20 protein-coding genes are annotated in these 23726 nt (G+C 63.1%); 11 read left to right on the forward strand and 9 right to left on the reverse strand.

Features of this window, described 5'->3' with window-relative positions; genetic code table 11:
* Nucleotides 1–77: 77 nt before the first annotated feature.
* Both glyS and glyQ read right to left on the reverse strand, forming a co-directional pair.
* Complete coding sequence (glyS, locus tag AACY25_RS19715) at nucleotides 78–2132, reverse strand: glycine--tRNA ligase subunit beta (RefSeq protein ID WP_339526927.1); 2055 nt, start codon at nucleotides 2130–2132, stop codon at nucleotides 78–80.
* On the reverse strand, nucleotides 2129–3076 hold the full coding sequence (glyQ, locus tag AACY25_RS19720; RefSeq protein WP_339526928.1) for a glycine--tRNA ligase subunit alpha: 948 nt from the start codon (nucleotides 3074–3076) through the stop codon (nucleotides 2129–2131). Before glyQ ends, glyS begins: the two co-directional genes overlap by 4 nt.
* A gap of 66 nt (nucleotides 3077–3142) precedes the next feature.
* Here glyQ and AACY25_RS19725 point away from each other — a divergent pair, with 66 nt between their 5' ends.
* The 3 genes from AACY25_RS19725 (at nucleotide 3143) to AACY25_RS19735 (ending at nucleotide 4974) form a co-directional block, all read left to right on the forward strand.
* Nucleotides 3143–3700, forward strand: coding sequence for a DNA-3-methyladenine glycosylase I (locus AACY25_RS19725; RefSeq protein WP_339526930.1), 558 nt, complete (start codon nucleotides 3143–3145; stop codon nucleotides 3698–3700).
* 45 nt (nucleotides 3701–3745) lie between these two features.
* Complete coding sequence (locus tag AACY25_RS19730; RefSeq protein ID WP_339526931.1) at nucleotides 3746–4633, forward strand: lysophospholipid acyltransferase; 888 nt, start codon at nucleotides 3746–3748, stop codon at nucleotides 4631–4633.
* A gap of 68 nt (nucleotides 4634–4701) precedes the next feature.
* On the forward strand, nucleotides 4702–4974 hold the full coding sequence (locus AACY25_RS19735) for a PilZ domain-containing protein (protein ID WP_339526933.1): 273 nt from the start codon (nucleotides 4702–4704) through the stop codon (nucleotides 4972–4974).
* A gap of 20 nt (nucleotides 4975–4994) precedes the next feature.
* On the opposite strand, the gene AACY25_RS19740 is transcribed toward AACY25_RS19735, so the two are convergent.
* The 5 genes from AACY25_RS19740 to def are packed head-to-tail and all read right to left on the reverse strand — an operon-like array spanning nucleotide 4995 to nucleotide 9536.
* Nucleotides 4995–5312, reverse strand: coding sequence for a hypothetical protein (locus tag AACY25_RS19740; RefSeq protein WP_339526935.1), 318 nt, complete (start codon nucleotides 5310–5312; stop codon nucleotides 4995–4997).
* Between the two features lie 9 nt (nucleotides 5313–5321).
* Entirely contained in the window at nucleotides 5322–6695 is a 1374-nt protein-coding gene (trkA, locus tag AACY25_RS19745; RefSeq protein ID WP_339526937.1) for a Trk system potassium transporter TrkA, read from the reverse strand.
* A gap of 12 nt (nucleotides 6696–6707) precedes the next feature.
* Entirely contained in the window at nucleotides 6708–8021 is a 1314-nt protein-coding gene (rsmB, locus tag AACY25_RS19750) for a 16S rRNA (cytosine(967)-C(5))-methyltransferase RsmB (protein WP_339526939.1), read from the reverse strand.
* A 13-nt stretch (nucleotides 8022–8034) separates the two neighbouring features.
* Nucleotides 8035–8976 (reverse strand): methionyl-tRNA formyltransferase, encoded by a 942-nt coding sequence (gene fmt, locus AACY25_RS19755; protein ID WP_339526941.1) that lies wholly within the window; start codon nucleotides 8974–8976, stop codon nucleotides 8035–8037.
* 53 nt (nucleotides 8977–9029) lie between these two features.
* Nucleotides 9030–9536: a peptide deformylase gene (gene def / locus AACY25_RS19760; protein WP_339526943.1), complete on the reverse strand. Its 507-nt coding sequence runs from the start codon at nucleotides 9534–9536 to the stop codon at nucleotides 9030–9032.
* A 152-nt stretch (nucleotides 9537–9688) separates the two neighbouring features.
* Here def and AACY25_RS19765 point away from each other — a divergent pair, with 152 nt between their 5' ends.
* From AACY25_RS19765 to AACY25_RS19775, 3 genes are all read left to right on the forward strand, one after another.
* Nucleotides 9689–10714, forward strand: coding sequence for a LysM peptidoglycan-binding domain-containing protein (locus AACY25_RS19765; RefSeq protein WP_339526944.1), 1026 nt, complete (start codon nucleotides 9689–9691; stop codon nucleotides 10712–10714).
* A 98-nt stretch (nucleotides 10715–10812) separates the two neighbouring features.
* Nucleotides 10813–11928, forward strand: a complete 1116-nt coding sequence (gene dprA, locus AACY25_RS19770) for a DNA-processing protein DprA (protein WP_339526945.1) — start codon at nucleotides 10813–10815, stop codon at nucleotides 11926–11928.
* A gap of 41 nt (nucleotides 11929–11969) precedes the next feature.
* Nucleotides 11970–12527, forward strand: a complete 558-nt coding sequence (locus AACY25_RS19775; protein WP_339526947.1) for an L-threonylcarbamoyladenylate synthase — start codon at nucleotides 11970–11972, stop codon at nucleotides 12525–12527.
* Nucleotides 12528–12542: 15 nt separating this feature from the next.
* Here AACY25_RS19775 and AACY25_RS19780 read toward each other — a convergent pair whose 3' ends face one another.
* A complete protein-coding gene (locus AACY25_RS19780; protein ID WP_339526948.1) occupies nucleotides 12543–13520 on the reverse strand; it encodes an NADPH:quinone reductase in 978 nt (325 codons plus the stop codon).
* Nucleotides 13521–13702: 182 nt separating this feature from the next.
* Here AACY25_RS19780 and hemF point away from each other — a divergent pair, with 182 nt between their 5' ends.
* From hemF to AACY25_RS19795, 3 genes are read left to right on the forward strand one after another with little or no spacing between them, the layout of a single operon-like run.
* Nucleotides 13703–14623 carry an oxygen-dependent coproporphyrinogen oxidase gene (gene hemF, locus AACY25_RS19785; RefSeq protein WP_339526950.1) on the forward strand — a complete coding sequence of 307 codons (921 nt, stop codon included), beginning with the start codon at nucleotides 13703–13705 and terminating at the stop codon, nucleotides 14621–14623.
* On the forward strand, nucleotides 14623–15447 hold the full coding sequence (gene aroE, locus AACY25_RS19790; protein ID WP_339526951.1) for a shikimate dehydrogenase: 825 nt from the start codon (nucleotides 14623–14625) through the stop codon (nucleotides 15445–15447). The genes hemF and aroE overlap by 1 nt, the downstream gene beginning before the upstream one ends.
* 4 nt (nucleotides 15448–15451) lie before the next feature.
* Nucleotides 15452–16078: a class I SAM-dependent methyltransferase gene (locus AACY25_RS19795; RefSeq protein WP_339409357.1), complete on the forward strand. Its 627-nt coding sequence runs from the start codon at nucleotides 15452–15454 to the stop codon at nucleotides 16076–16078.
* Nucleotides 16079–16157: 79 nt separating this feature from the next.
* Here AACY25_RS19795 and AACY25_RS19800 read toward each other — a convergent pair whose 3' ends face one another.
* Entirely contained in the window at nucleotides 16158–20228 is a 4071-nt protein-coding gene (locus tag AACY25_RS19800; protein WP_339526952.1) for a bifunctional nitrate reductase/sulfite reductase flavoprotein subunit alpha, read from the reverse strand.
* 545 nt (nucleotides 20229–20773) lie between these two features.
* Here AACY25_RS19800 and nirB point away from each other — a divergent pair.
* Nucleotides 20774–23329: a nitrite reductase large subunit NirB gene (nirB, locus tag AACY25_RS19805; protein WP_339526954.1), complete on the forward strand. Its 2556-nt coding sequence runs from the start codon at nucleotides 20774–20776 to the stop codon at nucleotides 23327–23329.
* Nucleotides 23329–23706, forward strand: a complete 378-nt coding sequence (gene nirD, locus AACY25_RS19810) for a nitrite reductase small subunit NirD (protein ID WP_339526956.1) — start codon at nucleotides 23329–23331, stop codon at nucleotides 23704–23706. The genes nirB and nirD overlap by 1 nt, the downstream gene beginning before the upstream one ends.
* The last annotated feature ends 20 nt before the right edge of the window (nucleotides 23707–23726 follow it).

Consider the following 23726-nt stretch of genomic DNA (forward strand, 5'->3'; position numbering starts at 1 on the left):
ACCGGCTGACGGTGATGGCCGCCAGCCGGTAAAGGTGATGATGGGCTGCGCGCAGCCCACCGGACTCGCGGCAGGCGTTAGCCGAGTACCGAGATATCAGCCACGCCGAGGAACAGACCACGCAGCTTGGCCAGCAGCGCATAACGGTTGGCCCGCACGGCAGGGTCTTCGGCGTTGACCAGTACGGCCTCGAAGAAGGCATCCACCGGCTCACGCAGGTTGGCCAGCTGGCTCAGCGCCAGGTTGTACTGACGCGCTGCCGCGAGCGGCTGTACCGCTTGTTCGGCCTGCTGGATGGCGGCGTTGAGGGTGAACTCGCTGGGGCTGTCGAAGTAATGCGCCTCGACGCTCGCCGCGACCTGGCCTTCGGCCTTGCCCAGCAGATTCGACACGCGCTTGTTCGCCGCAGCCAGGGCCGCGGCTTGCGGCAGCGCACGGAACACCTGCACGGCCTGCACGCGCTGATCGAAGTCCAGCGGTGAAGTCGGGCTGACCGCACGCACGGCCTGGTACACGGCCACTTCGACGCCTTCGTCCTCATAACGGGCGCGCAGACGGTCGAAGATAAAGTCCTGCACCTGAGGAGCCAGGCCATCGGCTTTGATCTTGTCGCCGAATTGCTCGATTGCAAAACCAACGGCTTCAACCAGATCCAGATCCAGCTGCTTCTCGATCAGAATGCGCAGCACGCCAAGGGCGGCGCGACGCAGGGCATAGGGGTCTTTGCTGCCGGTGGGCAGCATGCCGATGCCGAAGATCCCGACTAGGGTATCCAGCTTATCGGCCAGGGCCACGGCGGCACCGGTGAGGGTACTCGGCAGCTCAGCGCCGGCACCGCGCGGCATATATTGCTCGTTCAGCGCCAGGGCGACGTCTTCGGCTTCGCCGTCGTGCTTGGCGTAGTAATAGCCGGCGATGCCCTGCATTTCCGGGAACTCGCCGACCATCTCACTGGCCAGGTCGCACTTGCAGAGGATGCCGGCACGCGCCGCGCGAGTGGCGTCGCCACCGATGCGCTGGGCGATAAAACCAGCCAGGGCGGAGACGCGCTGGGCTTTGTCGTAGACAGAGCCCAGCTGGGCCTGGAACACCACGTTGGCCAGGCGCTGGTTGAAGCTTTCCAGCTTCTGCTTCTTGTCCTGCTTGAAGAAGAACTCGGCGTCGGTCAGGCGCGGACGCACCACCTTCTCGTTGCCGGAAATAATCTGCGTAGGGTCTTTGCTCTCGACGTTGGCCACGGTGATAAAACGCGGCAGCAGCTTGCCGTTGCCATCGAGCAGACAGAAGTACTTCTGGTTGTCCTGCATGGTGGTGATCAACGCTTCCTGCGGCACTTCGAGGAAGCGTTCCTCGAAGGAGCAGACCAGCGGCACCGGCCATTCGACCAGGGCACTGACTTCATCCAGCAGCGCCGGCGGCACGATGGCCATGCCCTGCTCTGCTGCAGCCAGTTCATTGACCCGGGCGATGATTTGCGCGCGGCGCTCGGCGAAGTCGGCAATCACATAGGCGCTACGCAGGTCTTCGGCGTAGTTGGCCGGCGCGCTGATGCGCACCTCGTGGTTGGCGTGGAAGCGATGGCCACGGGATACGCGACCGGCTTGCTGGGCGAGGATCTCGCAATCGATCACTTCGTCACCGAACAGCATCACCAGCCACTGGCTCGGGCGGACGAATTCGGTTTTGCGCGCGCCCCAGCGCATGCGCTTGGGAATCGGCAGCTCGTTCAGCGAAGTTTCGACGATGGCCGGCAGCAGGCCGGCAGCAGCCTGGCCTGGGATGCTCTGGCTGAATTTCAGCTTGGGGCCGCTTTGGTCGATCTGGCTCAGCTCGACGCCGCACTTTTTGGCGAAGCCCAGCGCTGCTTGAGTTGGGTTGCCGTCCTTGTCGAATGCAGCCTGTACGGGCGGGCCGTCGAGGTTCTGGGTGCGATCGGCTTGCTGCTCTTCAAGCTGCTCGATCAGCACGGCCAGACGCCGTGGCGCAGCGTAATAGCGCACTTGGCCATAGTTTAGACCGGCGTTTTTCAGGCCTTTTTCGATACCGCTGAGGAAGGCTTCACCCAAGGTTTTCAGGGCTTTCGGTGGCAGCTCTTCGGTGCCCAGTTCTACCAGGAAATCACGCGCACTCATTCTGCTGCCTCCAGCTTGGCTAGTACTTCATCACGCAGGTCGGGAGCGGCCAGCGGGAAGCCGAGTTTGCGCCGCGCTTGCAGGTAGCTCTGCGCCACCGAACGGGCCAGGGCACGCACGCGCAGGATGTATTGCTGACGCGCAGTCACCGAGATGGCCCGGCGCGCATCCAGCAGGTTGAAGGTATGCGAGGCCTTGAGCACCATCTCGTAGGTCGGCAGCGGCAGCTCCAACTCGATCAGGCGGTTGGCTTCGCTTTCATAGAAGTCGAACAGGTCGAAGAGTTTCTCGACGTTGGCGTGTTCGAAGTTGTAGGTCGACTGCTCCACCTCGTTCTGGTGGAACACATCGCCATAGGTGACCTTGCCGAATTGGCCGTCGGTCCACACCAAGTCGTAGACCGAGTCGACACCCTGGATGTACATGGCCAGACGTTCCAGGCCGTAGGTGATCTCGCCGGTCACCGGGTAGCACTCAATGCCGCCAACCTGCTGGAAGTAGGTGAACTGGGTGACTTCCATGCCGTTCAGCCAAATCTCCCAGCCCAGGCCCCAGGCGCCGAGGGTCGGCGATTCCCAGTTGTCTTCGACGAAGCGAATATCGTGCACCAGAGGGTCGATGCCGATGGCCTTCAGTGAGCCCAGGTACAGCTCCTGGAAGTTTTCCGGGTTCGGCTTGAGTACCACCTGGAACTGGTAGTAATGCTGCAGGCGGTTGGGGTTCTCGCCGTAGCGGCCGTCTGCCGGACGACGGGAAGGCTGCACATAGGCGGCGTTCCAGGTCTCTGGGCCGATGGCACGGAGAAAGGTAGCGGTGTGGAAGGTGCCCGCGCCAACTTCCATATCGTAGGGCTGCAACACCACACAGCCCTGCTCGGCCCAGTACTGTTGCAGGGCGAGGATCAAGTCTTGGAAGGTGCGCACGGCAGGCGTAGTCTGGCTCACAAATTTCACCCGTACTTTGGCGGCTTCAGAAAGTCCGCGAGTATACCGAAGCTCAGGAAAACCCGCATGCCACGCTGTTTCTGGTGCACTGACGATCCGCTTTATCAGGCCTACCACGACGAGGAATGGGGCGTGCCGCAACGCGACCCCAAGGTGCTGTTCGAATTGCTGCTGCTTGAGGCTTTCCAGGCCGGCCTGTCGTGGATCACCGTGCTGAAGAAGCGCGAGCGCTACCGCGAGGTGTTGTTCGGCTTTGATGTGCAGCGATTGGCGATGCTCACAGACGAATACATCGAAGACACCCTGATGCAGGACCCCGGCATCATCCGCAACCGCCTCAAACTCAAGGCCGTGCGAAAGAACGCCCAGGCCTGGCTCAAGCTGGAAGACCCGGTAACGCTGCTCTGGTCGTTTGTTGGCGGCGCGCCAAAGGTCAATCACTTCAGCGAGCGTAGCCAGGTGCCGGCGGTAACCGCTGAAGCCGAGGCGATGAGCAAGGCGCTGAAAAAGGCCGGCTTCACCTTCGTTGGCCCCACCATCTGCTACGCCTATATGCAGGCCGCGGGCATGGTCATGGACCACACCACCGACTGTGACCGCTACGCGCAACTGACCACTCACTAGCTCGGGTGGTTACAATAAGCGCCTTTTGATCGGCTGGAGTTGCCTGTGGAAAAGCTCAAAGGTGCCCTGGCGGTGGGCTTTTTGCGTTTGTTTGCTTTGCTGCCGTGGCGCGCCGTACAGGCCGTAGGTGCGGCAATCGGCTGGCTGATGTGGAAGCTGCCGAACCGTTCCCGTGACGTCACGCGGATAAACCTGGCTGCTTGCTTTGCTCATCTGCCGGCCGAGCAACGCGAGCGTTTGGTAGGTGAGAGCCTGCGCGATATCGGCAAAACCCTCACCGAAAGCGCCTGCGCCTGGATCTGGCCGGCTGACAAAACTCTTGGGCTTATTAAGCAAGTGGAAGGCATGCAGGTGCTGCAGGATGCCCTGGCCAGCGGCAAGGGGGTGGTGCTGATCAGTAGTCACTTGGGCAACTGGGAAGTGCTGCTGCAGTACGTTAGTTCACTGTGTAAACCGATCATTCTGTACCGCCCGATCAAGCTCAAGGCAATCGATGAACTCCTGGTCAAACAACGTGTGCAGTTGGGCAATAGCCTGGCGGCGTCGACCAAGGAAGGCATCCTCAGCCTAATTAAGCAGGTGCGTAAAGGTGGTATTGCCGGGATTGCAGCAGACCCGGAGCCGAGCCTCTCGAGTGGGGTCTTCGTGCCATTCTTCGGCGTACCGGCGTTGACCAGCAAGTTTGTGCCGTCGCTGGTCAAGGATCGCAAGGCGGAAGCGGTATTTATGCATGCTCTGCGCTTGGAAGATGGCAGCGGTTATCGTGTGGTGATTGAAGCGGCCGGGCAGGCGCTCTATGGCGAGGATATCGACGCGGCGGTTGCCGCCCTTAATCATGGCATCGAGAAGCAGGTACAGCAGGCACCCAGCCAATATATGTGGAATATGAAACGCTTTAAAAAGCGTCCTGCCGGCGAGGCCAAGTGGTATTAAACGGGACTGAGTTGCAGGCTGAGCCTGCTCTCGACTAGGCTGGGGAAACTCACTCTGACGGACGGCGCATGAGCAATAGTCGAAAGAATGTCCGCACCCCCCTTAAGGTGCGCTTGCGTATCGACCACCCGGTGCACGGCGAGCTGCTGGTCACCACCCGGGATATTTCCGAATGTGGCGTTTATGTGCTGATGGACCAGGCGCAGAATATGCTCAGCATGGGCGAGCAGGTGAAGGGCCAGGTGCAGGGCTTGCCGATGGAAGCGCCGATTCTCACGCTCGAAGTGGTGCGCGTTGAAGCCTTGGGCGTTGGCTTACGCTTTGTGCAAACCGAGGAGTAGTCCGGGCAATTTTCTCTGGGCTACTGAGTTTGCTTATCCAGGCGTTTGAGAAACACGCTGATTTCCTTGCCCGCCTGTTTGTCGCCCTTCTCTTCTGCCACCCGCAAGCCTTGCGTCCAGGCCGCCCGTGCCTCGGCGCTGAGTCCCTGTTTGTTGAGCGCCTGACCGAGTAGCTTCCAGGCCGCTGAATATTGCGCATCGAACTCAACGCAACGCTGTAAATGCTCCGCGGCCCGAGCGAACTCAGCCACATCCAGATAGCCCTTGCCCAGGCCGAAGCGCAGCAGGGCATTGTCCATGCCTTTGGCCAGCATTTTTTCCAGGGCTTCAGTGCTCATTGGCGATTCCTAGAAGAAGGTCAGGCCGACCTGGAATAACCGCTCGGCATCGCGGATGTACTTCTTGTCGACCAGGAACAGAATCACGTGGTCACCCGTCTCGATCACCGTGTTGTCATGGGCGATCAACACTTCTTCGTTACGGATAATCGCGCCGATGGTGGTGCCCGGCGGCAGGGCAATATCGGCGATGGCGCGGCCGACCACCTTGCTCGACTTGGCGTCACCGTGGGCAATCGCCTCGATGGCCTCGGCGGCGCCGCGACGCAGGCTGTGCACGCTTTCGATATCGCCACGGCGTACGTGGGTCAGCAGGGTGCCGATGGTGGCCAGCTGCGGGCTGATGGCGATGTCGATCTCGCCGCCTTGCACCAGGTCGACATAAGCCGGGTTGTTGATGATGGTCATCACTTTGCGCGCGCCCAGACGCTTGGCCAGCAAAGACGACATGATATTGGCCTCGTCGTCGTTGGTCAGGGCGAGGAAGATATCGGCGTCACTGATGTTCTCTTCAACCAGCAGGTCGCGGTCCGAGGCGCTGCCCTGCAGCACGATGGTGCTGTCGAGGGTTTCCGAGAGGTAGCGGCAGCGTGCCGGGTTCATCTCGATGATCTTCACCTGGTAGCGGCTCTCGATGGCTTCGGCCAGGCGCTCGCCGATATGCCCGCCGCCGGCGATCACCACCTTCTTGTAGCTGTCTTCCATGCGGCGCATTTCGCTCATCACCGCGCGGATGTGCGCCTTGGCGGCGATAAAAAACACTTCGTCATCGGCTTCGATCACCGTGTCGCCCTGCGGCATGATCGCCCGGTTGCGGCGGAAGATCGCCGCCACCCGCGTGTCGACATTCGGCATGTGTTCGCGCAGCTGGCGCAGCTGCTGACCGACCAACGGGCCGCCGTAGTACGCCTTGACCGCCACCAGCTGAGCTTTGCCTTCGGCGAAGTCGATCACCTGCAAAGCGCCGGGGTATTCGATCAGGCGTTTGATGTAGTTGGTCACTACCTGCTCGGGGCTGATCAGCACGTCGACCGGGATCGATTCGTTGCAGAACAGGCCGCTGCGGGTCAGGTAGGCCGCTTCACGCACCCGGGCAATCTTGGTCGGGGTGTGGAACAGGCTATAGGCTACCTGGCAGGCGATCATGTTGACTTCGTCGCTGTTGGTCACGGCCACCAGCATGTCGGCATCGTCCGCGCCGGCCTGGCGCAGCACCGTAGGGAACGAGCCACGGCCTTGGACGGTACGGATATCCAGACGGTCGCCGAGGTCACGCAGACGGTCGCCGTCGGTGTCGACCACGGTGATGTCGTTGGCTTCGCTGGCCAGATGTTCGGCCAGGGTGCCGCCTACCTGGCCTGCACCGAGAATGATGATCTTCATGCAGTCTGTTCCTCAGCCGCGCGGTGCGGCAGCGATTTTCATCAGCTTGGCATAGTAGAAGCCGTCGTGGCCGTCGACTTGCGGGAATAGCTGGCGACCGTGGGTGGTTTTATGGCCGAACGCACCGGCAATATCCAGCTCACGGGCACCTGGAGTGCGCGCCAGGAAGGCGGCGATATTCTCGCTATTTTCCGCCGGCATTACCGAACAAGTGGCGTAGAGCAGGATGCCGCCAACTTCCAGGGTCTGCCACAGGCTATCTAGCAGCTCGCCTTGCAGCTTGGCCAGTGCGGGGATGTCATCGGCCTGGCGAGTTAGCTTGATATCCGGGTGACGGCGAATCACCCCGGTTGCCGAACAGGGCGCGTCGAGCAGAATGCGCTGGAATGGCTTGCCGTCCCACCAGGCGGCCAGATCACGGCCATCGGCGGCGATCAGCTCGGCGTTTAGGCCAAGGCGCTTGAGGTTTTCGCGTACGCGCACCAGGCGTTTTTCTTCCAGATCCACCGCTACAACGACGGCCAGGGCGGGCTCGGCTTCCAGCAGGTGGCAGGTCTTGCCACCGGGCGCAGCGCAGGCGTCCAACACGCGTTGGCCGGGCGCCAGGTCAAGCAGTTCGGCGGCCAGTTGCGCGGCTTCGTCCTGCACGCTGACGCGGCCTTCGGAAAACCCCGGCAGGGTGGTGACATCACAGGCCTGCAGCAGGCGGATACCGTCGCAGCTGAAGGCACAGGGCTCGGCTTCAAAGCCGACCCGGCGTAGCTCGGCCAGGTAATAGTCACGGTTACCGAGGCGACGATTGACCCGCAAAATCAGCGGTGGGTGGGCGTTGTTGGCTGCGCAGATGGCCTCCCACTGCTCCGGCCACTGGGCTTTTAGGGCTTTCTGCAGCCAGCGTGGGTGGGCGGTATGCAGTACCGGGTCACGCTCTAAACTGGCAATAATACTCTCGCCGTCGCGCTGGGCATTGCGTAATACGGCATTCAGTAGGCCCTTGAGCGAGGGCTTTTTCAGCTTGTCGACGCAGGCTACCGTCTCGCCAATGGCGGCGTGCGCCGGGATGCGCGTGTAGAACAGCTGATACAGACCAATCAGCAGCAGCGCCTCAACATCACGGTCGGCGGCTTTAAAGGGTTTCTGCAGCAGTTTCTCGGCGATCAGCGCCAGGCGCGGCTGCCAGCGGGCGGTGCCGAAGGCCAGGTCCTGGGCCAGGCCACGGTCGCGTTGCTCGACCTTGTCCAGCAACGGCGGCAGGCTGCTGCCCAGCGAGGCTTTGCCATTGAGCACCACGGCCAGGGCGCGGGCGGCGGCGAGACGCGGGTTCATTGGCATGCCCTCATCACAACAGCACCAGGCCTGGGGCAAACTGCTCGCGGCGGCTGTTGTACAGGTCACTGAAGTTCAGCGCCTTGCCGCCGGGCAGTTGCAGACGGGTCAGGCGCAGCGCGCCTTCGCCACAGGCCACGGTCAGGCCGAATTTATCGGCGACGAGAATAGTGCCGGGAGCGCCGGTGCCCTCGCCAAGCTCAGCCGCGTGCACTTTGAGTGCTTCGCTATTGAGCGTGCTATGACAGATCGGCCAGGGGTGAAAGGCGCGTACCAGACGCTCCAGCTCAATAGCCGGGCGGCTCCAGTCCAGGCGCGCTTCATCCTTGTTCAGTTTGTGCGCGTAGGTGGCCAGGCTGTCGTCCTGCACCTCGCCAACCAGGTTGCCGGCGGCCAGGCCGCTGATGGCCGCGATCACGGCCTGTGGGCCGAGTGTGGCCAGGCGATCGTGCAGGCTGCCACCGGTATCTTCGGCAGAAATGGGTGTGCTGACCTTGAGCAACATCGGCCCGGTATCCAGGCCGGCCTCCATCTGCATTACCGTTACGCCGGACTCAGCATCGCCGGCTTCGACCGCCCGCTGGATCGGTGCGGCGCCACGCCAGCGTGGCAGCAGCGAGGCGTGACTGTTGATACAACCCAGCCGCGGGATATCCAGCACCACCTGCGGCAGGATCAAGCCGTAAGCCACCACCACCATCAGGTCGGGTTTGAGTGCGGCCAGTTCGGTTTGGGCAGCGGGGTCGCGCAGGGTCTGCGGCTGGTACACAGGAATATCGTGTTGCAGGGCCAGCTGTTTGACCGGGCTTGGCGTGAGTTTTTGCCCGCGACCTGCCGGACGATCGGGCTGGCTGTACACCGCGACGATCTGATGAGAACTGTTCAATAGCGCCTTGAGGTGTTCGGCGGCGAATTCCGGGGTGCCGGCAAAGACAATACGCAGTGCTTCAGTCATGAGGACTCGCTAAAGAAAAAGGCTTGCCGCAGCAAGCCTTTGAAAGATTTGGTTCAAGCCTGCTGGCGATGTTGCTTTTCCAGCTTCTTCTTGATCCGGTCGCGTTTGAGATTAGACAGGTAATCGACAAACAGCTTGCCGTTGAGGTGGTCGCATTCGTGCTGGATGCACACGGCCAGCAGGCCTTCGGCGATCAGCTGGTAGGGTTGGCCATCGCGGTCCAGTGCCTTGATCTTGACCTTTTGCGGACGATCGACGTTTTCGTAGAAGCCCGGCACCGATAGGCAGCCTTCCTGGTACTGATCCAATTCCTCGGTCAGTGGCTCGAACTCGGGATTGATAAACACCCGTGGCTCGGACTTGTCTTCGGACAGGTCCATCACCACCAGGCGCTTGTGTACGTTGACTTGGGTGGCCGCCAGGCCGATGCCCGGGGCGTCGTACATGGTTTCAAACATGTCATCGATCAGCTGACGCAAGGCGTCATCGACTACGTCCACCGGCTTGGCGATGGTGCGCAGGCGCGGATCGGGAAATTCGAGGATATTCAGGATCGCCATATGCGTTTGTGATGCACTTGTGGAATAAAGTCAAAATCCGCTGCTAAGATGATGAGCAGCATTGAAAAACGGCTTCACGCCGCAGCACGACTGGGTTTTGTCGCGGCGCTAGGGCGCTCCACGTGAAGGCACATAATAAAGGGATTCACCGCATGAGGAAATCACTACTCGCCCTGCTGCTGGTTGCGGCAAGTGGCTTGGCCCAGGCCGCCGTGCAACTCAAGGACGGTCACCCAGATCGTTATACCGTGGTCAAGGGCGATACCCTCTGGGATATTTCCGGAAAATTTCTTAGCCAGCCGTGGAAGTGGCCAGAAATCTGGCATGCCAATCCACAGGTAGAAAACCCCCATCTGATTTATCCGGGTGACCAACTGAGCCTGGTGTATATCGACGGTCAGCCACGTCTGATGCTTAACCGTGGCGAGTCGCGCGGTACCATCAAATTGTCACCGCAGGTGCGCAGCACGCCGATGGCCGAAGCCATTCCGGCGATTCCACTGGAGGCGATCAACAGCTTCCTGCTGAGCAACCGCATCGTTGATACACCTGAGCAGTTCCAGGGCGCGCCCTATATCGTGGCCGGCAATGCCGAGCGTGTGGTCAGTGGCGCAGGTGATCGTGTGTATGCCCGTGGCAGCTTCGATGAGGCGGCGCCGGCCTATGGCATCTTCCGTCAGGGCAAAACCTACACCGACCCTGAAACCCAGGAATTCCTCGGTATCAACGCCGATGACATTGGCTCGGGCGAGATCGTTGCCGAGGAAGGTGATGTTGGCACTATGCTGCTGAGTCGCTCGACCCAGGAAGTGCGCCTCGGCGACCGCTTGTTCGCCACCGAAGAGCGTGCGATCAATTCGACCTTTATGCCGAGCGAGCCTGATGGCGAGGTCAACGGTGTGATCCTCGATGTGCCGCGCGGCGTGACTCAGATTGGTCAGTTTGATGTGGTAACCATCAACAAGGGCGTCCGTGACGGCCTGAGTGAAGGCAACGTGCTGGCGATCTACAAAACTGGCGAAACCGTACGTGACCGGATAACCGGTGAGTCGGTGAAGATTCCGGACGAGCGCTCGGGCCTCCTGATGGTGTTCCGCACCTACGACAAGCTCAGCTATGGCCTGGTGCTGGGAGCTTCTCGCTCGCTGGCGATCATGGACAAAGTGCGTAACCCGTAACACCGAAAAGCCCCGCAAATGCGGGGCTTTTTATGGTGTGTCATTTCTGGCCGCCACCCCTGCCGCCTATGCGGCGCGACCGATCAAGGATGATCCGCATGTCGCAACCTTCTGTTATTTCTCCTGCTGTTTCTCCCGCTGAGCTGGAAGCCCGTCTGCGCTTGCACTGCTTGCCGGAGTTGGGCCCTCGTCGTTTTCGCAAATTACTCAGTGCTTTTGACAGTGCCTCTGCCGCGCTTAGCGCACCGGCTAGTGCCTGGCGTTCCCTGGGTTTGCCGCAGGCTTGTAGTGACGCGCGACGCAGCCCTGAGGTGCGTGAGCGCGCTGCACAAAGTCTGGCTTGGTTGGATGCCGATACGCACCACCTGTTGATGTGGGATGAGGCAATTTATCCGGGCTTACTGGCCGAATTGGTGGATGCACCGCCACTGCTGTTTATTGACGGTGATCCGACGCTGCTGGAGCAGCCGCAACTGGCCATGGTCGGCAGTCGGCGTGCATCGCGGCCAGGGCTGGACACTGCGCAGAGTTTTGCCCGCAGCCTGGCTGGTGGCGGCTTTGTGATTACCAGCGGTTTGGCCCTGGGCATTGATGGCGCGGCCCATCAGGGCGCACTTGATGCTTGCGGCAAAACGGTGGCGGTGCTTGGTACGGGCTTGCAGTGTTTGTATCCGGCGCGGCACAAGAAACTCGCCGCCGATATCGTCGATCGTGGGGGCGCGCTGGTATCTGAGTTGCCGCTGGATTGTCCGCCCCAGGCGAGCAATTTCCCCCGACGCAATCGCATCATCAGCGGTCTATCAGTTGGCGTGCTGGTGGTGGAAGCCAGTCTCTCCAGCGGTTCGCTGATCACCGCGCGTCTGGCCGCCGAACAGGGCCGCGAGGTGTACGCAATTCCCGGATCGATTCATCATCCCGGTGCCCGTGGTTGCCATCAGTTGATCCGCGAAGGCGCGACGCTGGTGGAAAGTATCGAGGATATTCTGCAGGCCTTGCGCGGCTGGCAGGTGCAGCCGCCGATCCCAGGTGGGGCCAAACCAGAGCAGGCCGACCACCCATTACTGGCCTTGCTGCATGCAGCGCCGCATAGCAGCGAAGCCTTGGTGGCGGCGAGTGGCTGGCCGCTGGCCGAGGTGCTCGCTGCGCTGACAGAGCTGGAACTGGACGGCCGCGTTGCCTGTGAAAATGGCCGCTGGGTGGGCCGCGCGCTTTAGCTTGGATACACTGCCCGTCAGGCTTTAGCGGAGAGCAGTGAATGGTCAGCAACTGGCAGATACAGCAAGCCGCACGGGTGGTGCGCAACGGTGGGGTGATTGCCTATCCGACCGAGGCGGTATGGGGGCTGGGCTGTGATCCCTGGAATGACGAAGCGGTGGAGCGTCTGCTGGCGCTGAAGGATCGTCCCGTGCACAAGGGGCTGATTCTGGTGGCCGCCGATATCGAACAGTTCGACTTTCTTCTCGAGGACCTACCGGAAATCTGGTTGGCGCGCCTGGCCGGTAGCTGGCCAGGCCCCAACACCTGGCTGGTGCCACATCAGAACCGCTTGCCCGAGTGGATCAGCGGCCAGCACGACAGCGTTGCCCTGCGCGTGAGTAATCATCCACAGGTGCGTGCGCTGTGCCGTCTGACGGGACCGTTGGTGTCTACTTCGGCTAATCCGGCAGGCCGCCCTTCGGCGCGGTCACGCCTGCGGGTCGAGCAGTATTTCCCCGGTCAGCTCGACTGTGTGTTGGGCGGCGCCTTGGGCGGGCGCAAGAACCCCAGCCTGATCCGTGATCTGATCAGTGGTGATGTGGTCAGGGCGTCCTGACCACAGCCCAACCGGCTAGGGCAGCAGAATGCTCGAGCCGGTGGTCTGCCGTGCGCTTAGGGCGGTTTGTGCCAGCGCCGCATCCGTAAGCGCATAGCGATTGCTGATCTCTACCTGCAGCTGGCCGCTTGCGATCATGGCAAACAGTTCGTCCGCCATGCTTTGCAGCCGGGAAGGAGTATCGGCGTAGCCGGCCAGGGTCGGGCGGGTGACGAACAGCGAGCCCTTCTGCGCCAGGATGCCCAGATTAATCCCGCTGACTGCGCCAGAGGCATTACCGAAGCTGACCAACAGGCCGCGCGGTGCCACGCAGTCCAGCGAGGTTTCCCAGGTGTCCTTGCCGACGCCGTCATAGACCACCGGGCACTTGTTGCCATCGGTCAGTTCCAGCACGCGCTGGGCGACGTTTTCATGGCTGTAATCGATGGTCGCCCAGGCGCCCTGCTGTTTGGCTCGCGCCGCTTTTTCCGCCGAGCTGACGGTGCCGATCAGCTTGACCCCAAGTGCCTTGGCCCACTGACAGGCGAAAGAGCCAACCCCGCCAGCGGCGGCATGAAACAGAATGGTTTCGCCACCTTGCAGCGGGAACGTTTGGCGCAGCAGATATTGCACCGTCAGGCCCTTGAGCATCACTGCGGCGGCTTGCTCGAAGCTGATTGCATCCGGCAGCGTGACCAGCTTCTCGGCCGGCAGCACATGCAGTTCGCTGTAGGCGCCCAGCGGCCCGGTGGCATAGGCCACACGGTCGCCCACCTGAAAGCCGCTGACCGCAGCACCCACCGCCTCAACGATACCCGCACCCTCTGTACCAAGGCTGGATGGCAGCGCCGGCGGTGCATACAGGCCGCTGCGGAAATAGGTGTCGATAAAATTCAGGCCAATCGCCTGGTTCTGTACCCGCACTTCATTAGGACCTGGCGCGGCGGGGCTGTAGTCGGTGTATTCGAGAACGTCCGGGCCGCCATGGCGGCTGAACTGGATACGCGTGGCCATTTTCAGGTTCCTCAGCGATTGCATGTCTGGATGATGCCCGCAGGGGCGTAAAAGTGCCGTTATCCAATCGTCTGCATTGACCGCCGTCAACTGCGGCCGTGGGGTGGCAGGTGTTATGCTGGCCGCCCATTTTCCCCCGCGGCCACGTGCCGCCTGGCCTTACCCGTTTTCAAGGTGCCGCCGTGAGTGACCGTACTGAGGCCGTTAAAGCCTACCTGCTGGATCTGCAAGACCGTATCTGCACTGCCCTGCAAGCCGAGGATGGCGGTGCCGAATTCTTCGAGGATGCCTGGCAGCGGCCAGCCGGCGGTGGCGGGCGCACGCGGGTGATGGAGAACGGCGCACTGATCGAAAAAGGCGGGGTGAACTTCTCCCATGTGTTCGGCGACAGCCTGCCGCCCTCGGCCAGCGCGCATCGGCCGGAACTGGCCGGGCGCGGTTTCGAGGCCCTTGGCGTGTCCCTGGTGATCCACCCGGAAAACCCCTATGTGCCGACCTCCCACGCTAACGTGCGCTTCTTCAGCGCCGAGAAAACAGGTGAAGAGCCGGTCTGGTGGTTTGGCGGCGGCTTCGATCTGACGCCTTACTACGGCAATGAACAAGACTGCCGGCACTGGCACCAAGTCGCCCATGACGCCTGCGCCCCGTTCGGTGCCGAGGTTTATCCGAAGTTCAAGGAGTGGTGTGATCGCTACTTCCACCTCAAGCACCGTGGCGAACCGCGCGGCATTGGTGGGCTGTTCTTCGATGACCTGAATCAGTGGGATTTCGACACCAGCTTCGCCTTTATGCGCGCCATCGGCGATGCCTATATCGCCGCCTATCTGCCCATCGTGCAGCGCCGCAAGCTGACCCCCTATGGCGAGCGCGAGCGTGAGTTCCAGGCCTTCCGCCGTGGCCGCTATGTCGAGTTCAACCTAGTGTTCGACCGTGGCACGCTGTTCGGTTTGCAGTCCGGCGGGCGTACCGAATCGATCCTGATGTCGCTGCCGCCGCACGTACGCTGGGGCTACGACTGGAAGCCGGAGCCGGGCAGCGAAGAGGCGCGCCTGACCGAGTATTTCCTCACCGACCGCGACTGGCTTAATGAGGCGGACCGCTGATGGACCGCTACGGCGTATTCGGCAACCCCATTGGCCACAGCAAGTCGCCGCTGATCCATCGCCTGTTTGCCGAGCAGACCGGCGAGCAGCTGAGCTATGAAGCGCTGCTCGCGCCGCTGGATGACTTCCCCGGATTTGCCCGCGCGTTCTTTGCTCAAGGTTTGGGGGCGAATGTCACCGTGCCGTTCAAGGAGCAGGCGTTTGCTCTCGCTGATCAGCTCAGCGCCCGTGCTCAACGCGCCGGTGCGGTAAATACCCTGAAGAAGCTCGCCGACGGCAGCCTGCTTGGCGATAACACCGACGGTGCTGGCCTGGTACGTGATCTGACGGTCAACGCTGGCATAACCCTCAAGGGCAAGCGCATTCTTCTGCTCGGCGCCGGCGGTGCGGTGCGCGGGGTGCTGGAGCCGTTGCTGGCCGAACAGCCGGCGGCGCTGGTGATTGCCAACCGTACGGTGGAAAAGGCCGAGCAACTGGCCCGCGAATTCGCCGATCTGGGCCCGGTGGTTGCCAGTGGTTATGACTGGATCGACGCGCCGGTGGACCTGATCATCAATGGCACCTCGGCCAGCCTGGCCGGCGAGTTGCCGCCGATTGCCGCAAGCCTGATTCAGCCCGGCCATACCCTGTGCTACGACATGATGTACGGCAAGGAATTGACCGCCTTTAACCGCTGGGCTGCCGAGCATGGCGCGGCGCGCACTTTGGATGGCCTCGGCATGCTGGTCGAACAAGCCGCTGAAGCCTTTGCCCTCTGGCGCGATGTGCGCCCAGCCAGCGCCCCGGTGTTGGCCGAACTGCGCCGCCTGCTGGCCGAGGGCTAAGACTGTGGGATTGAGTGCCGACGAACTGGCGCAAATCAGCGCATTGACCCTGCGCCATTATCAGGACTGCGCCGAAGACTTTCGCGAGGGCACCCGCGATCACGATGTCAGCCAGAATATCGCCGCCCTGCTCGCGCATATTCAGGCCACGGCGCCTTACCAGATTCTTGATTTCGGCTGCGGGCCGGGGCGCGATCTGCGCACCTTTGGCGCTATGGGCCACAGCGCTGTCGGTTTGGATGGCTGCGGGCGCTTTGTCGAAATGGCTCGCGCCGACAGTGGCTGCGAGGCCTGGCAGCAGGACTTTCTTGCCCTCGATCTGCCGCCTGAGCGCTTCGATGGGGTGTTTGCCAATGCCTCGCTGTTTCATATTCCCCGCCAGGAACTGCCACGGGTGCTGCAGCAGCTGCATGCCACCCTTAAACCCGGCGGCGTGCTGTTCAGCTCCAACCCCCGTGGTGAGAACGAGGAAGGCTGGAATGGCGAGCGCTATGGCGCCTATCACGATCTGGCCAACTGGCGCGTGCTGCTCAACGCCGCTGGATTTGTCGAACTGCAGCATTACTACCGCCCGGCAGGCTTGCCGCGTGACCAGCAGCCCTGGCTGGCCAGTGTATGGCGCAGGCTCTGATTAATTAGCTAGTCCGTAGGGTGGACGTCGCTTTTCACGTCCACCGCAATGGTGGATCGATAAGCGTGATCCACCCTACTCAGTACACATCACGCAGATAGCGTTTCTGCTCGGCCAGGCGGCGGATATGTTCGGCCGCCCGCTCCTCGCTCAAACCGCCGTGCTTGCGCGCCACATCCCGCAACGCCTGCTCGACATCCTTGGCCATGCGGTTGGCGTCGCCGCAGACATACAGCTGCGCACCCTCCTCCAGCCAACGCCACAGCTCGCCGCCCTGTTCACGAATACGATCCTGCACGTAGATCTTTTGCGCCTGATCGCGGGAGAAGGCCAGGCTGAGGTTGGTCAGCAGACCGTCCTGCTGCATCGCCGTGAGCTCGTCGCGGTAGTAGAAGTCGCTGGCCGCATGCTGCTCGCCGAAGAACAGCCAGTTCTTGCCGGTATCGCCGCGCGCGCGGCGTTCGTGGAGGAAGCCGCGAAACGGCGCCACGCCGGTGCCGGGACCGATCATGATCATCGGCACGTCGCCATCGCGCGGCACGCGGAAGTATTTGTTGCTCTGCACAAACAGCGGTACTTCGGCGTTATCCGCACGGTCGGCGAGAAAGGTTGAGGCCACGCCCTTGCGCTTGCCGTAGCGCACGGCGGACACAGTCAGGTGCACTTCGCCGGCATGCGCCTTGGGGCTTGATGAGATGGAATACAGGCGCGGTTGCAGCCGCTTGAGGCTGCCCAGCAGCTCGCCTGCCGTGTGTTCGGCCGGGAAGGCTTGCAGCACATCGGCCAGTTGGCGGCCCCACAGCCAGTCCTTCAGCTCGGCCTTGCGCTCGCCAAGCAGGCTGCGCAGCTCACTGCTGGCGCTGCGTTCGGCGACCAGGGCGAGGGCCTCGTTGCTCGGTCGGGCAATTTCGAAATGGCTGCTAAGCGCCTCTCGCAGCGGCAGGTCGCCGACCTTGGCCACGTTGACCAGTTGCTCGCCGTCCAGGCGCGCCAGTTCGAGCACTTCCTCGACCAGCTCCGGGCAGTTGCGCGGCCATACGCCGAGGGCATCACCTGCTTCGTAGGTCAGGCCTGAGTCGCCCAGGGCGAAGGCGAACTTGCGGGTGTCCTTCCTCGCGCCTGCTGCGTTCAGGCGCAGGTTAAGCGCCAGACGCGCGGGCAGCGGCTTGGTTTTGCTGACTAACTGCGTGCTGACGGGCTCCGTTGCGACGGCGCTGTGTGCCGGAACTGCTGTTGCCGCCGGGCGCAGCAACGGCAGCAGCTCGCTTAGCCAGGCCGCCGCTGCGTCGTCGAAATCGCTGTCGCAGTCCAGGCAGGGCCGCAGTGGCGTGGCGCCGAGTTCGGCCATACGCCGGTCGAGGTTTTTGCCGTGCTGGCAAAACTGCTCGTAATTCGGGTCACCGAGGGCCAGTACCGCATAGCGCAGATTCTCTAGGCGCAGGTCGCTGGTCTGCAGGGCATTCCAGAAGGCTTGGCCGTTGTCCGGTGCATCGCCGTCGCCGAAGGTGCTGCTCAGCAGCAACACCGAGCCGGCGCTGGCCAGTTGCTGCGGTGGGTAATCGGCCATGCAGCTGAGTGCCACGGCAACCCCGGCCTCGCTCAGGTGCGCGGCCAGGCGTTCGGCCAGCGCTTCGGCATTGCCGGTTTGCGAGGCCCACAGCAGAGTCACCGCTGGGGTCGCGGTCAACGTTGATGGAGTTACGCGGCTGAATATTCCGGCGAGCATGCCGTCGAGCCACAGGCGGGTCGGCTCGGCCAGGGGCGCCTGGGTCGGCAGGCTGGGCACACCGCCGCCGGGGTTGCTGCGCAAGCCGCTGATATAGCCGGCCATATAGGTGCGCTCGCTTTCGCTGAGGGGCGGCGGCGTGCTGCAATCTACGCCGACCAGGGCCGCAAAGGTTTCGATGCTCGACATCGCAAGTTCCTCGGGCTGGTGAGATAGGCGAGTGCTGTCGACTGCCTCGACGGCGGGCTTATCGAGGCGTTGATGGGCGATCAGCTCGATCCGCCGCAGGCTAACGGCGCAGAACTTGAATTCCGGCTGCTGCGAGATGGGGTCGATGGCGTCGCTGGTCACCGCGTTGATCGCCAGGTTGTCGCCGTACACATCGTTCCAGTGGAACGGCGCAAAGCAGCCACCGGGCAGCACGCGGTCGCTGATCTGCACTGGCAGCACGGCATGGCCACGCCGCGAGCGGACTTCCAGCTGGTCGCGGTCGCGCACGCCGAGGGCGGCCGCGTCTTGCGGGTGCACTTCGATAAAGGGGCCGGGGTTGAGCTTGTTCAGCGTGGCGACCTTGCCGGTCTTGGTCAGGGTGTGCCACTGGTGCTGCAGGCGCCCGGTGTTGAGCACAAAGGGGAAGTCGGCATCGGGCATTTCCGCCGGGTCGAGGTGCGGGCGCGGGAAGAACTGCGCCTTGCCGCTGGGCGTGGCAAAGGCCAGACGCGGCGTGCTGCCGTCTGCGCGGGTGTGCAGGGTCTGGCTGATGCCGTCATTCTGGTAGCGGATCGGTGTGCGCCCGTCGCCCGCCTCGCTGGCGCAGGGCCATTGCAGCGGTGTTTGGCGCAGGCGCGGGTAGCTGGCGCCGCGCAGGTCATAACCGGTTTTGGAATTGTGGAAGCGCTTGATTTCCTCGAACACCTGCTCGGCCGAGCTGTAGCTGAAGCCGTCGGCAAAGCCCATGGCGCAGGCCACCTCGGCGATGATCTGCCAATCGGCCATGGCCTCGCCGGGCGGCTCGACGGCTTGCGGCATCAGGGTCAGGTTGCGTTCGGAGTTGATCATCACCCCTTCGGCTTCGGCCCACAGTGCGCCGGGCAGGAGGATATCGGCGTAGCGGTTGGTTTCGGTGTCGAGGAAGGCGTCCTGGGCGATCACCAGTTCGGCGGCCTTCAGCCCTTCGATCACCTTGCTACGGTTGGCCATGCTCGCCACCGGATTGGTGCAGATGATCCAGCAGGCCTTGACCTTGCCGGCTGCCAGATCCTCGAACAGCGTCACGCTGCCGCCGCCCAGGCGGGTGTGCAGGGTGCCGGCGGGCACGCCCCAGATCTGCTCGACAAAGGCGCGGTCGTCGTCCACCAGTACGCTGCGCTGGCCCGGCAGGCCGGGGCCCATATAACCCATCTCGCGGCCGCCCATGGCGTTGGGCTGGCCGGTGAGGGAGAACGGCCCGCTGCCGGGGCGGCAGATCTTGCCGGTGGCCAGGTGCAGGTTGCACAGGGCGTTGGTGTTCCAGGTGCCGTGGGTGCTCTGGTTGAGGCCCATGGTCCAGCAGCTCATCCACTCGCCGGCTTCGCCGATCCAGCGTGCGGCCTGGCGGATCGCCGCTTCGCTGAGCCCGGTGTGGGCGGCGACGTATTCGGGGGTGTAGCTTTCGAGGAAGTCCGGCATGACCTCCCAGCCTTCGGTGAACTCGGTAATAAAGCCTGGATCGGTGTGGCCATTCTTGTGCAGCAGGTGCAGCAGGCCGTTGAGCAGCAGCAGGTCGCTGCCCGGTTTGATCTGCAGAAACAGATCGGCCTTGTCCGCCGTGGCATTGCGCCGGGGGTCGACGACGATCAGCTTGGCGCCGGCCTTGACCCGTGCCATCAGGCGTAGAAACAGGATCGGATGACAGTCGGCCATATTCGCGCCGATCACCAGCAGCACATCCGCACGGTCGAAATCCTGGTATGAGCCGGGCGGGCCGTCGGCGCCCAGCGACAGTTTGTAGCCGCTGCCGGCGCTGGCCATGCACAGGCGCGAGTTGGATTCGATCTGGTTGCTGCCCAGGTAGCCTTTGACCAGCTTGTTGGCCAGGTACTGCGCCTCCAGCGACATCTGCCCGGAAGCATACAGGGCGATGGCGTCCGGGCCGTGTTCGTCGAGAATCGCCCGCAGGCGGGTGGCGGCGGCGCTGATCGCGGCGTCCATGGCGATTTGCCCAGGGTCGCGGCTACGTTCGCTGCGTAGGTAGGCGTGTTCCATGCGGCCGGATTCGTTCAGCGGCTGGGCGCAGGTGCTGCCCTTGGTGCACAGGCGGCCGAAGTTGCTCGGATGCTGTTGGTCACCGCTGACCTTGGCGATCTTGCCGTTTTCCACTTGCATGACGATGCCGCAGCCGACGCCGCAATATGGACAGACACTCCGAACCGTTTTGTTCGCCACACCCCTCTCCTGCACCTGAAACGCAAAACGCCATGCAACCCTCCGTCGGAACGGGAGTGGCACGGCGTCTTTGTCGTGGATGGGCAATCAGCGTTGATTACCTGGGTTGGTCTATAGCAAGGCACGCGCCAGGGTTCGCCAGGGCGGCTTGAATGCCCGCACGGCAAGGGCTGGCGAGGTGTGTGCGGGGCTGATGGGCCGGTTTTAAGCGACTCATAATGGGGCGCAGGGTGCTCTGCTCGCCTCTTTTTGGGTCTTTATCGCGTCGGGTAGGTCAGCCTGCAACTGCGCCTGTAGCCCGCTGCAACGCGGGCCGCAGGGCACAGCGGGGAAACTGGCACAGGCGCTGCATGAGCCCCAGCGAGCCCGCCACATTCGGGCCGCCCATTCGATCAATGGCGATCGCCAGCCTACACAGGCAATGGGTAATCAGGTGCCACTCGCAGGCACCGCACAGAACAGGCAAAGGCGCCTGAAACCGCAAGGTTTCAGGCGCTTTTTTTATTGCCGCAGAAAAACCTGATGAGCTTCGGCCGGGAAATGCCATGAACAGCACAGATACCTCCACAGACCAGCAACGGCTGATCATCATCGGCAACGGCATGGTCGGCCATCACTGCGTCGAGCAACTGATCGAGCGTGGCGCGCTGGCGCAGTACCGCGTGCATGTGTTCAGTGAAGAGCCGCTGCGCGCCTATGACCGCGTGCACCTCTCCGAGTATTTCACCGGCCGCGATGCCGAATCCCTGGCCCTCAGCGGTGCCGAGCTGTACCAGACGCCGGGCGTAACCCTGCACCTCGGCGTGCCGGTGCTGGAGATCGACCGCGAACGCCGCGAAGTGATAACCGCCGGAGGCAGCTTCCCCTACGACCAGCTGGTGCTGGCCAGCGGCTCCTACCCCTTCGTGCCGCCGATTGAAGGCGCCGAAGGTGATTCGCGCCTGGTGTACCGCACCCTGGCCGACCTCGACACCATCCAGGCCGCCGCCAAGAGTGCGCGCCGTGGTGTAGTGGTTGGCGGTGGCCTGCTCGGCCTGGAAGCGGCCAACGCGCTGAAATCCCTGGGCCTGGAAGCCCATGTGGTGGAATTCGCCCCGCGCCTGATGCCGGTGCAGCTGGATGACCATGGCGGCCTGGCGCTGAAGGCGCAGATCGAAGCGCTGGGCGTCAGCGTGCACCTGTCGCGCGGCACCCAGTCGATCACCCCGGGCAGCGAATACCGCTACCGGATGAATTTCGCCGGTGACGAATTCCTGGAAACCGACCTGATCGTGTTCTCCGCCGGTATCCGTCCGCAGGACGCCATCGCCAAGCAGTGCGGCCTGGAACTCGGCCCGCGCGGCGGCGTGGCCATCGACAGCCAGTGCCGCACCAGCGACCCGGCCATCTACGCTATCGGCGAGTGCGCGGCGTGGAACGGCGGCATCTTCGGCCTGGTTGCCCCGGGCTACCAGATGGCCCGCAGCGTCGCCACCCAGCTGTGCGGCGAAGACAGCGAGCCGTTCATGGGCGCGGACATGTCGACCAAGCTCAAGCTGCTCGGCGTCGACGTCGGCTCCATCGGCGATGCCCACGGCGCCACCGCTGGTTCGCGCAGCTACCGCTTTATCGACGAAGCCAACGCCAGCTACCGTCGTCTGGTGGTATCCGCCGACGGCAAGCAGGCCATCGGTGCCGTGCTGGTCGGCGACAACAGTTACTACGACACCCTGCTGCAGTATGTGCAGAACGGCATCAAGCTGCCGGCCGACCCGTCCTGCCTGATCCTGCCGCAAGGCGAAGGCGCGCCGGCGCTGGGTGCCGATGCGCTGCCGGACACCGCGACCATCTGCTCCTGCCACAACGTCAGCAAAGGCGCGATCTGCGCCGCCATCGACGGCGGTTGCGGCGACCTGGCCGGGCTCAAGGCCTGCACCAAGGCCGCTACCGGCTGCGGCGGCTGCTCGGCGCTGCTCAAGCAGGTGTTCGAGCACGAGCTGACCGCCCGCGGCGTGGTGGTGGACAAGAGCCTGTGCGAGCACTTCGCCTACACCCGCCAGGAGCTGTACGGCATCGTTCGCGTCGAAGGCATCGAGAGCTTCGAGGCGCTACTGGCCAAGCACGGCCGTGGCCATGTCGGCTGCGACATCTGCAAGCCGGCGGTGGGTTCGATCCTCGCCTCCTGCTGGAACCGCTCGATCACCGATCCGGCGCTGGTGCCGCTGCAGGACACCAACGACACCTTTATGGCCAACATGCAGAAGAACGGCACCTACTCGGTGGTGCCGCGTATTCCCGGTGGCGAGATCACCCCGGACGGCCTGCTGGCCATCGGCGCGGTGGCGAAGAAGTACGACCTTTACACCAAGATCACCGGCGGCCAACGCATCGACCTGTTCGGCGCGCAGCTGCATGAACTGCCGGATATCTGGGCCGAGCTGATTGCCGCCGGCTTTGAAACCGGCCACGCCTACGGCAAGTCGCTGCGTACGGTGAAGAGCTGCGTGGGCAGCACCTGGTGCCGTTACGGCGTGCAGGACAGCGTGGCCATGGCGCTGCTGCTGGAGGACCGCTACAAGGGCCTGCGCTCGCCGCACAAGATCAAGTTTGCGGTCAGCGGCTGCACCCGCGAATGCGCCGAGGCGCAGAGCAAGGACGTTGGCGTGATTGCCACCGAGAACGGCTGGAACCTCTATGTGGCTGGCAACGGCGGCATGCGCCCACGCCATGCCGAGCTGTTCGCCACCGATCTGGATGATGAAACCCTGATCCGCTACATCGACCGCTTCTTGATGTTCTACGTGCGCACCGCCGACCGCCTGCAGCGTACTTCGGTGTGGCGCGAGTCGCTGGAAGGCGGCCTGGAGTACCTGAAGGAAGTGATCATCGACGACAGCCTCAATCTCGCCGCCGAACTGGAAGCGCAGATGCAGCTGGTGATCGAGCGCTACGAGTGCGAATGGGCCAACGCCCTGAAGGACCCGGAGAAGCTCAAGCGCTTCCGCACCTTCGTCAACCAGCAGGGCGGCGACCCGGATATCCAGTTCGTCGAGGAACGCGGCCAGCGCCGCCCGATCAGCGCCGCCGAACTGCAACTTATTCCAGCCGAGGAGGTGGTCTGATGGGCCAGTCGAGCGCAACCGCAACAATCGAACACACCAGCGTGCAATGGCGCGCCCTGTGCAGCCGTGCCGATCTGGTGGCCAACTCCGGCGTGGTCGCCTGGGTCGATGGCGCCCAGGTGGCGCTGTTCTATCTGCCAGACGAGACCAGCGGCAAACAGCTGTATGCCGTGGACAACCGCGACCCCAAGTCCGGCGCCAACGTTATCGGCCGCGGCATTGTCGGCAGCCTGGCCGGCGACCTGGTGATCGCCGCGCCGCTGTACAAACAGCACTACCGCCTGGAAGACGGCAGCTGCCTGGAGTATCCCGAGCAGCAGCTGCGCACCTGGCCGGTGCGCTTACAGGGCGACCGGGTGGAAATTGGTCTGAGCTAAAACCACTGGGCTAGCCGGGC

It is taken from the genome of Pseudomonas sp. EA_35y_Pfl2_R111, from assembly GCF_963970955.1.
Lineage (GTDB): Bacteria > Pseudomonadota > Gammaproteobacteria > Pseudomonadales > Pseudomonadaceae > Aquipseudomonas.

What these genes read in the sequence shown, in the direction of transcription:
- trkA (WP_339526937.1), bottom strand. Translation starts at nt 6,695, where the DNA reads ATGAAGATCATCATTCTCGGTGCAGGCCAGGTAGGCGGCACCCTGGCC.
- def (WP_339526943.1), bottom strand. Translation starts at nt 9,536, where the DNA reads ATGGCGATCCTGAATATCCTCGAATTTCCCGATCCGCGCCTGCGCACC.
- dprA (WP_339526945.1), top strand. Translation starts at nt 10,813, where the DNA reads ATGTCGCAACCTTCTGTTATTTCTCCTGCTGTTTCTCCCGCTGAGCTG.
- rsmB (WP_339526939.1), bottom strand. Translation starts at nt 8,021, where the DNA reads ATGAACCCGCGTCTCGCCGCCGCCCGCGCCCTGGCCGTGGTGCTCAAT.
- nirB (WP_339526954.1), top strand. Translation starts at nt 20,774, where the DNA reads ATGAACAGCACAGATACCTCCACAGACCAGCAACGGCTGATCATCATC.
- fmt (WP_339526941.1), bottom strand. Translation starts at nt 8,976, where the DNA reads ATGACTGAAGCACTGCGTATTGTCTTTGCCGGCACCCCGGAATTCGCC.
- nirD (WP_339526956.1), top strand. Translation starts at nt 23,329, where the DNA reads ATGGGCCAGTCGAGCGCAACCGCAACAATCGAACACACCAGCGTGCAA.
- aroE (WP_339526951.1), top strand. Translation starts at nt 14,623, where the DNA reads ATGGACCGCTACGGCGTATTCGGCAACCCCATTGGCCACAGCAAGTCG.
- AACY25_RS19735 (WP_339526933.1), top strand. Translation starts at nt 4,702, where the DNA reads ATGAGCAATAGTCGAAAGAATGTCCGCACCCCCCTTAAGGTGCGCTTG.
- AACY25_RS19775 (WP_339526947.1), top strand. Translation starts at nt 11,970, where the DNA reads ATGGTCAGCAACTGGCAGATACAGCAAGCCGCACGGGTGGTGCGCAAC.
- AACY25_RS19765 (WP_339526944.1), top strand. Translation starts at nt 9,689, where the DNA reads ATGAGGAAATCACTACTCGCCCTGCTGCTGGTTGCGGCAAGTGGCTTG.
- AACY25_RS19780 (WP_339526948.1), bottom strand. Translation starts at nt 13,520, where the DNA reads ATGGCCACGCGTATCCAGTTCAGCCGCCATGGCGGCCCGGACGTTCTC.
- AACY25_RS19725 (WP_339526930.1), top strand. Translation starts at nt 3,143, where the DNA reads ATGCCACGCTGTTTCTGGTGCACTGACGATCCGCTTTATCAGGCCTAC.
- AACY25_RS19740 (WP_339526935.1), bottom strand. Translation starts at nt 5,312, where the DNA reads ATGAGCACTGAAGCCCTGGAAAAAATGCTGGCCAAAGGCATGGACAAT.
- glyS (WP_339526927.1), bottom strand. Translation starts at nt 2,132, where the DNA reads ATGAGTGCGCGTGATTTCCTGGTAGAACTGGGCACCGAAGAGCTGCCA.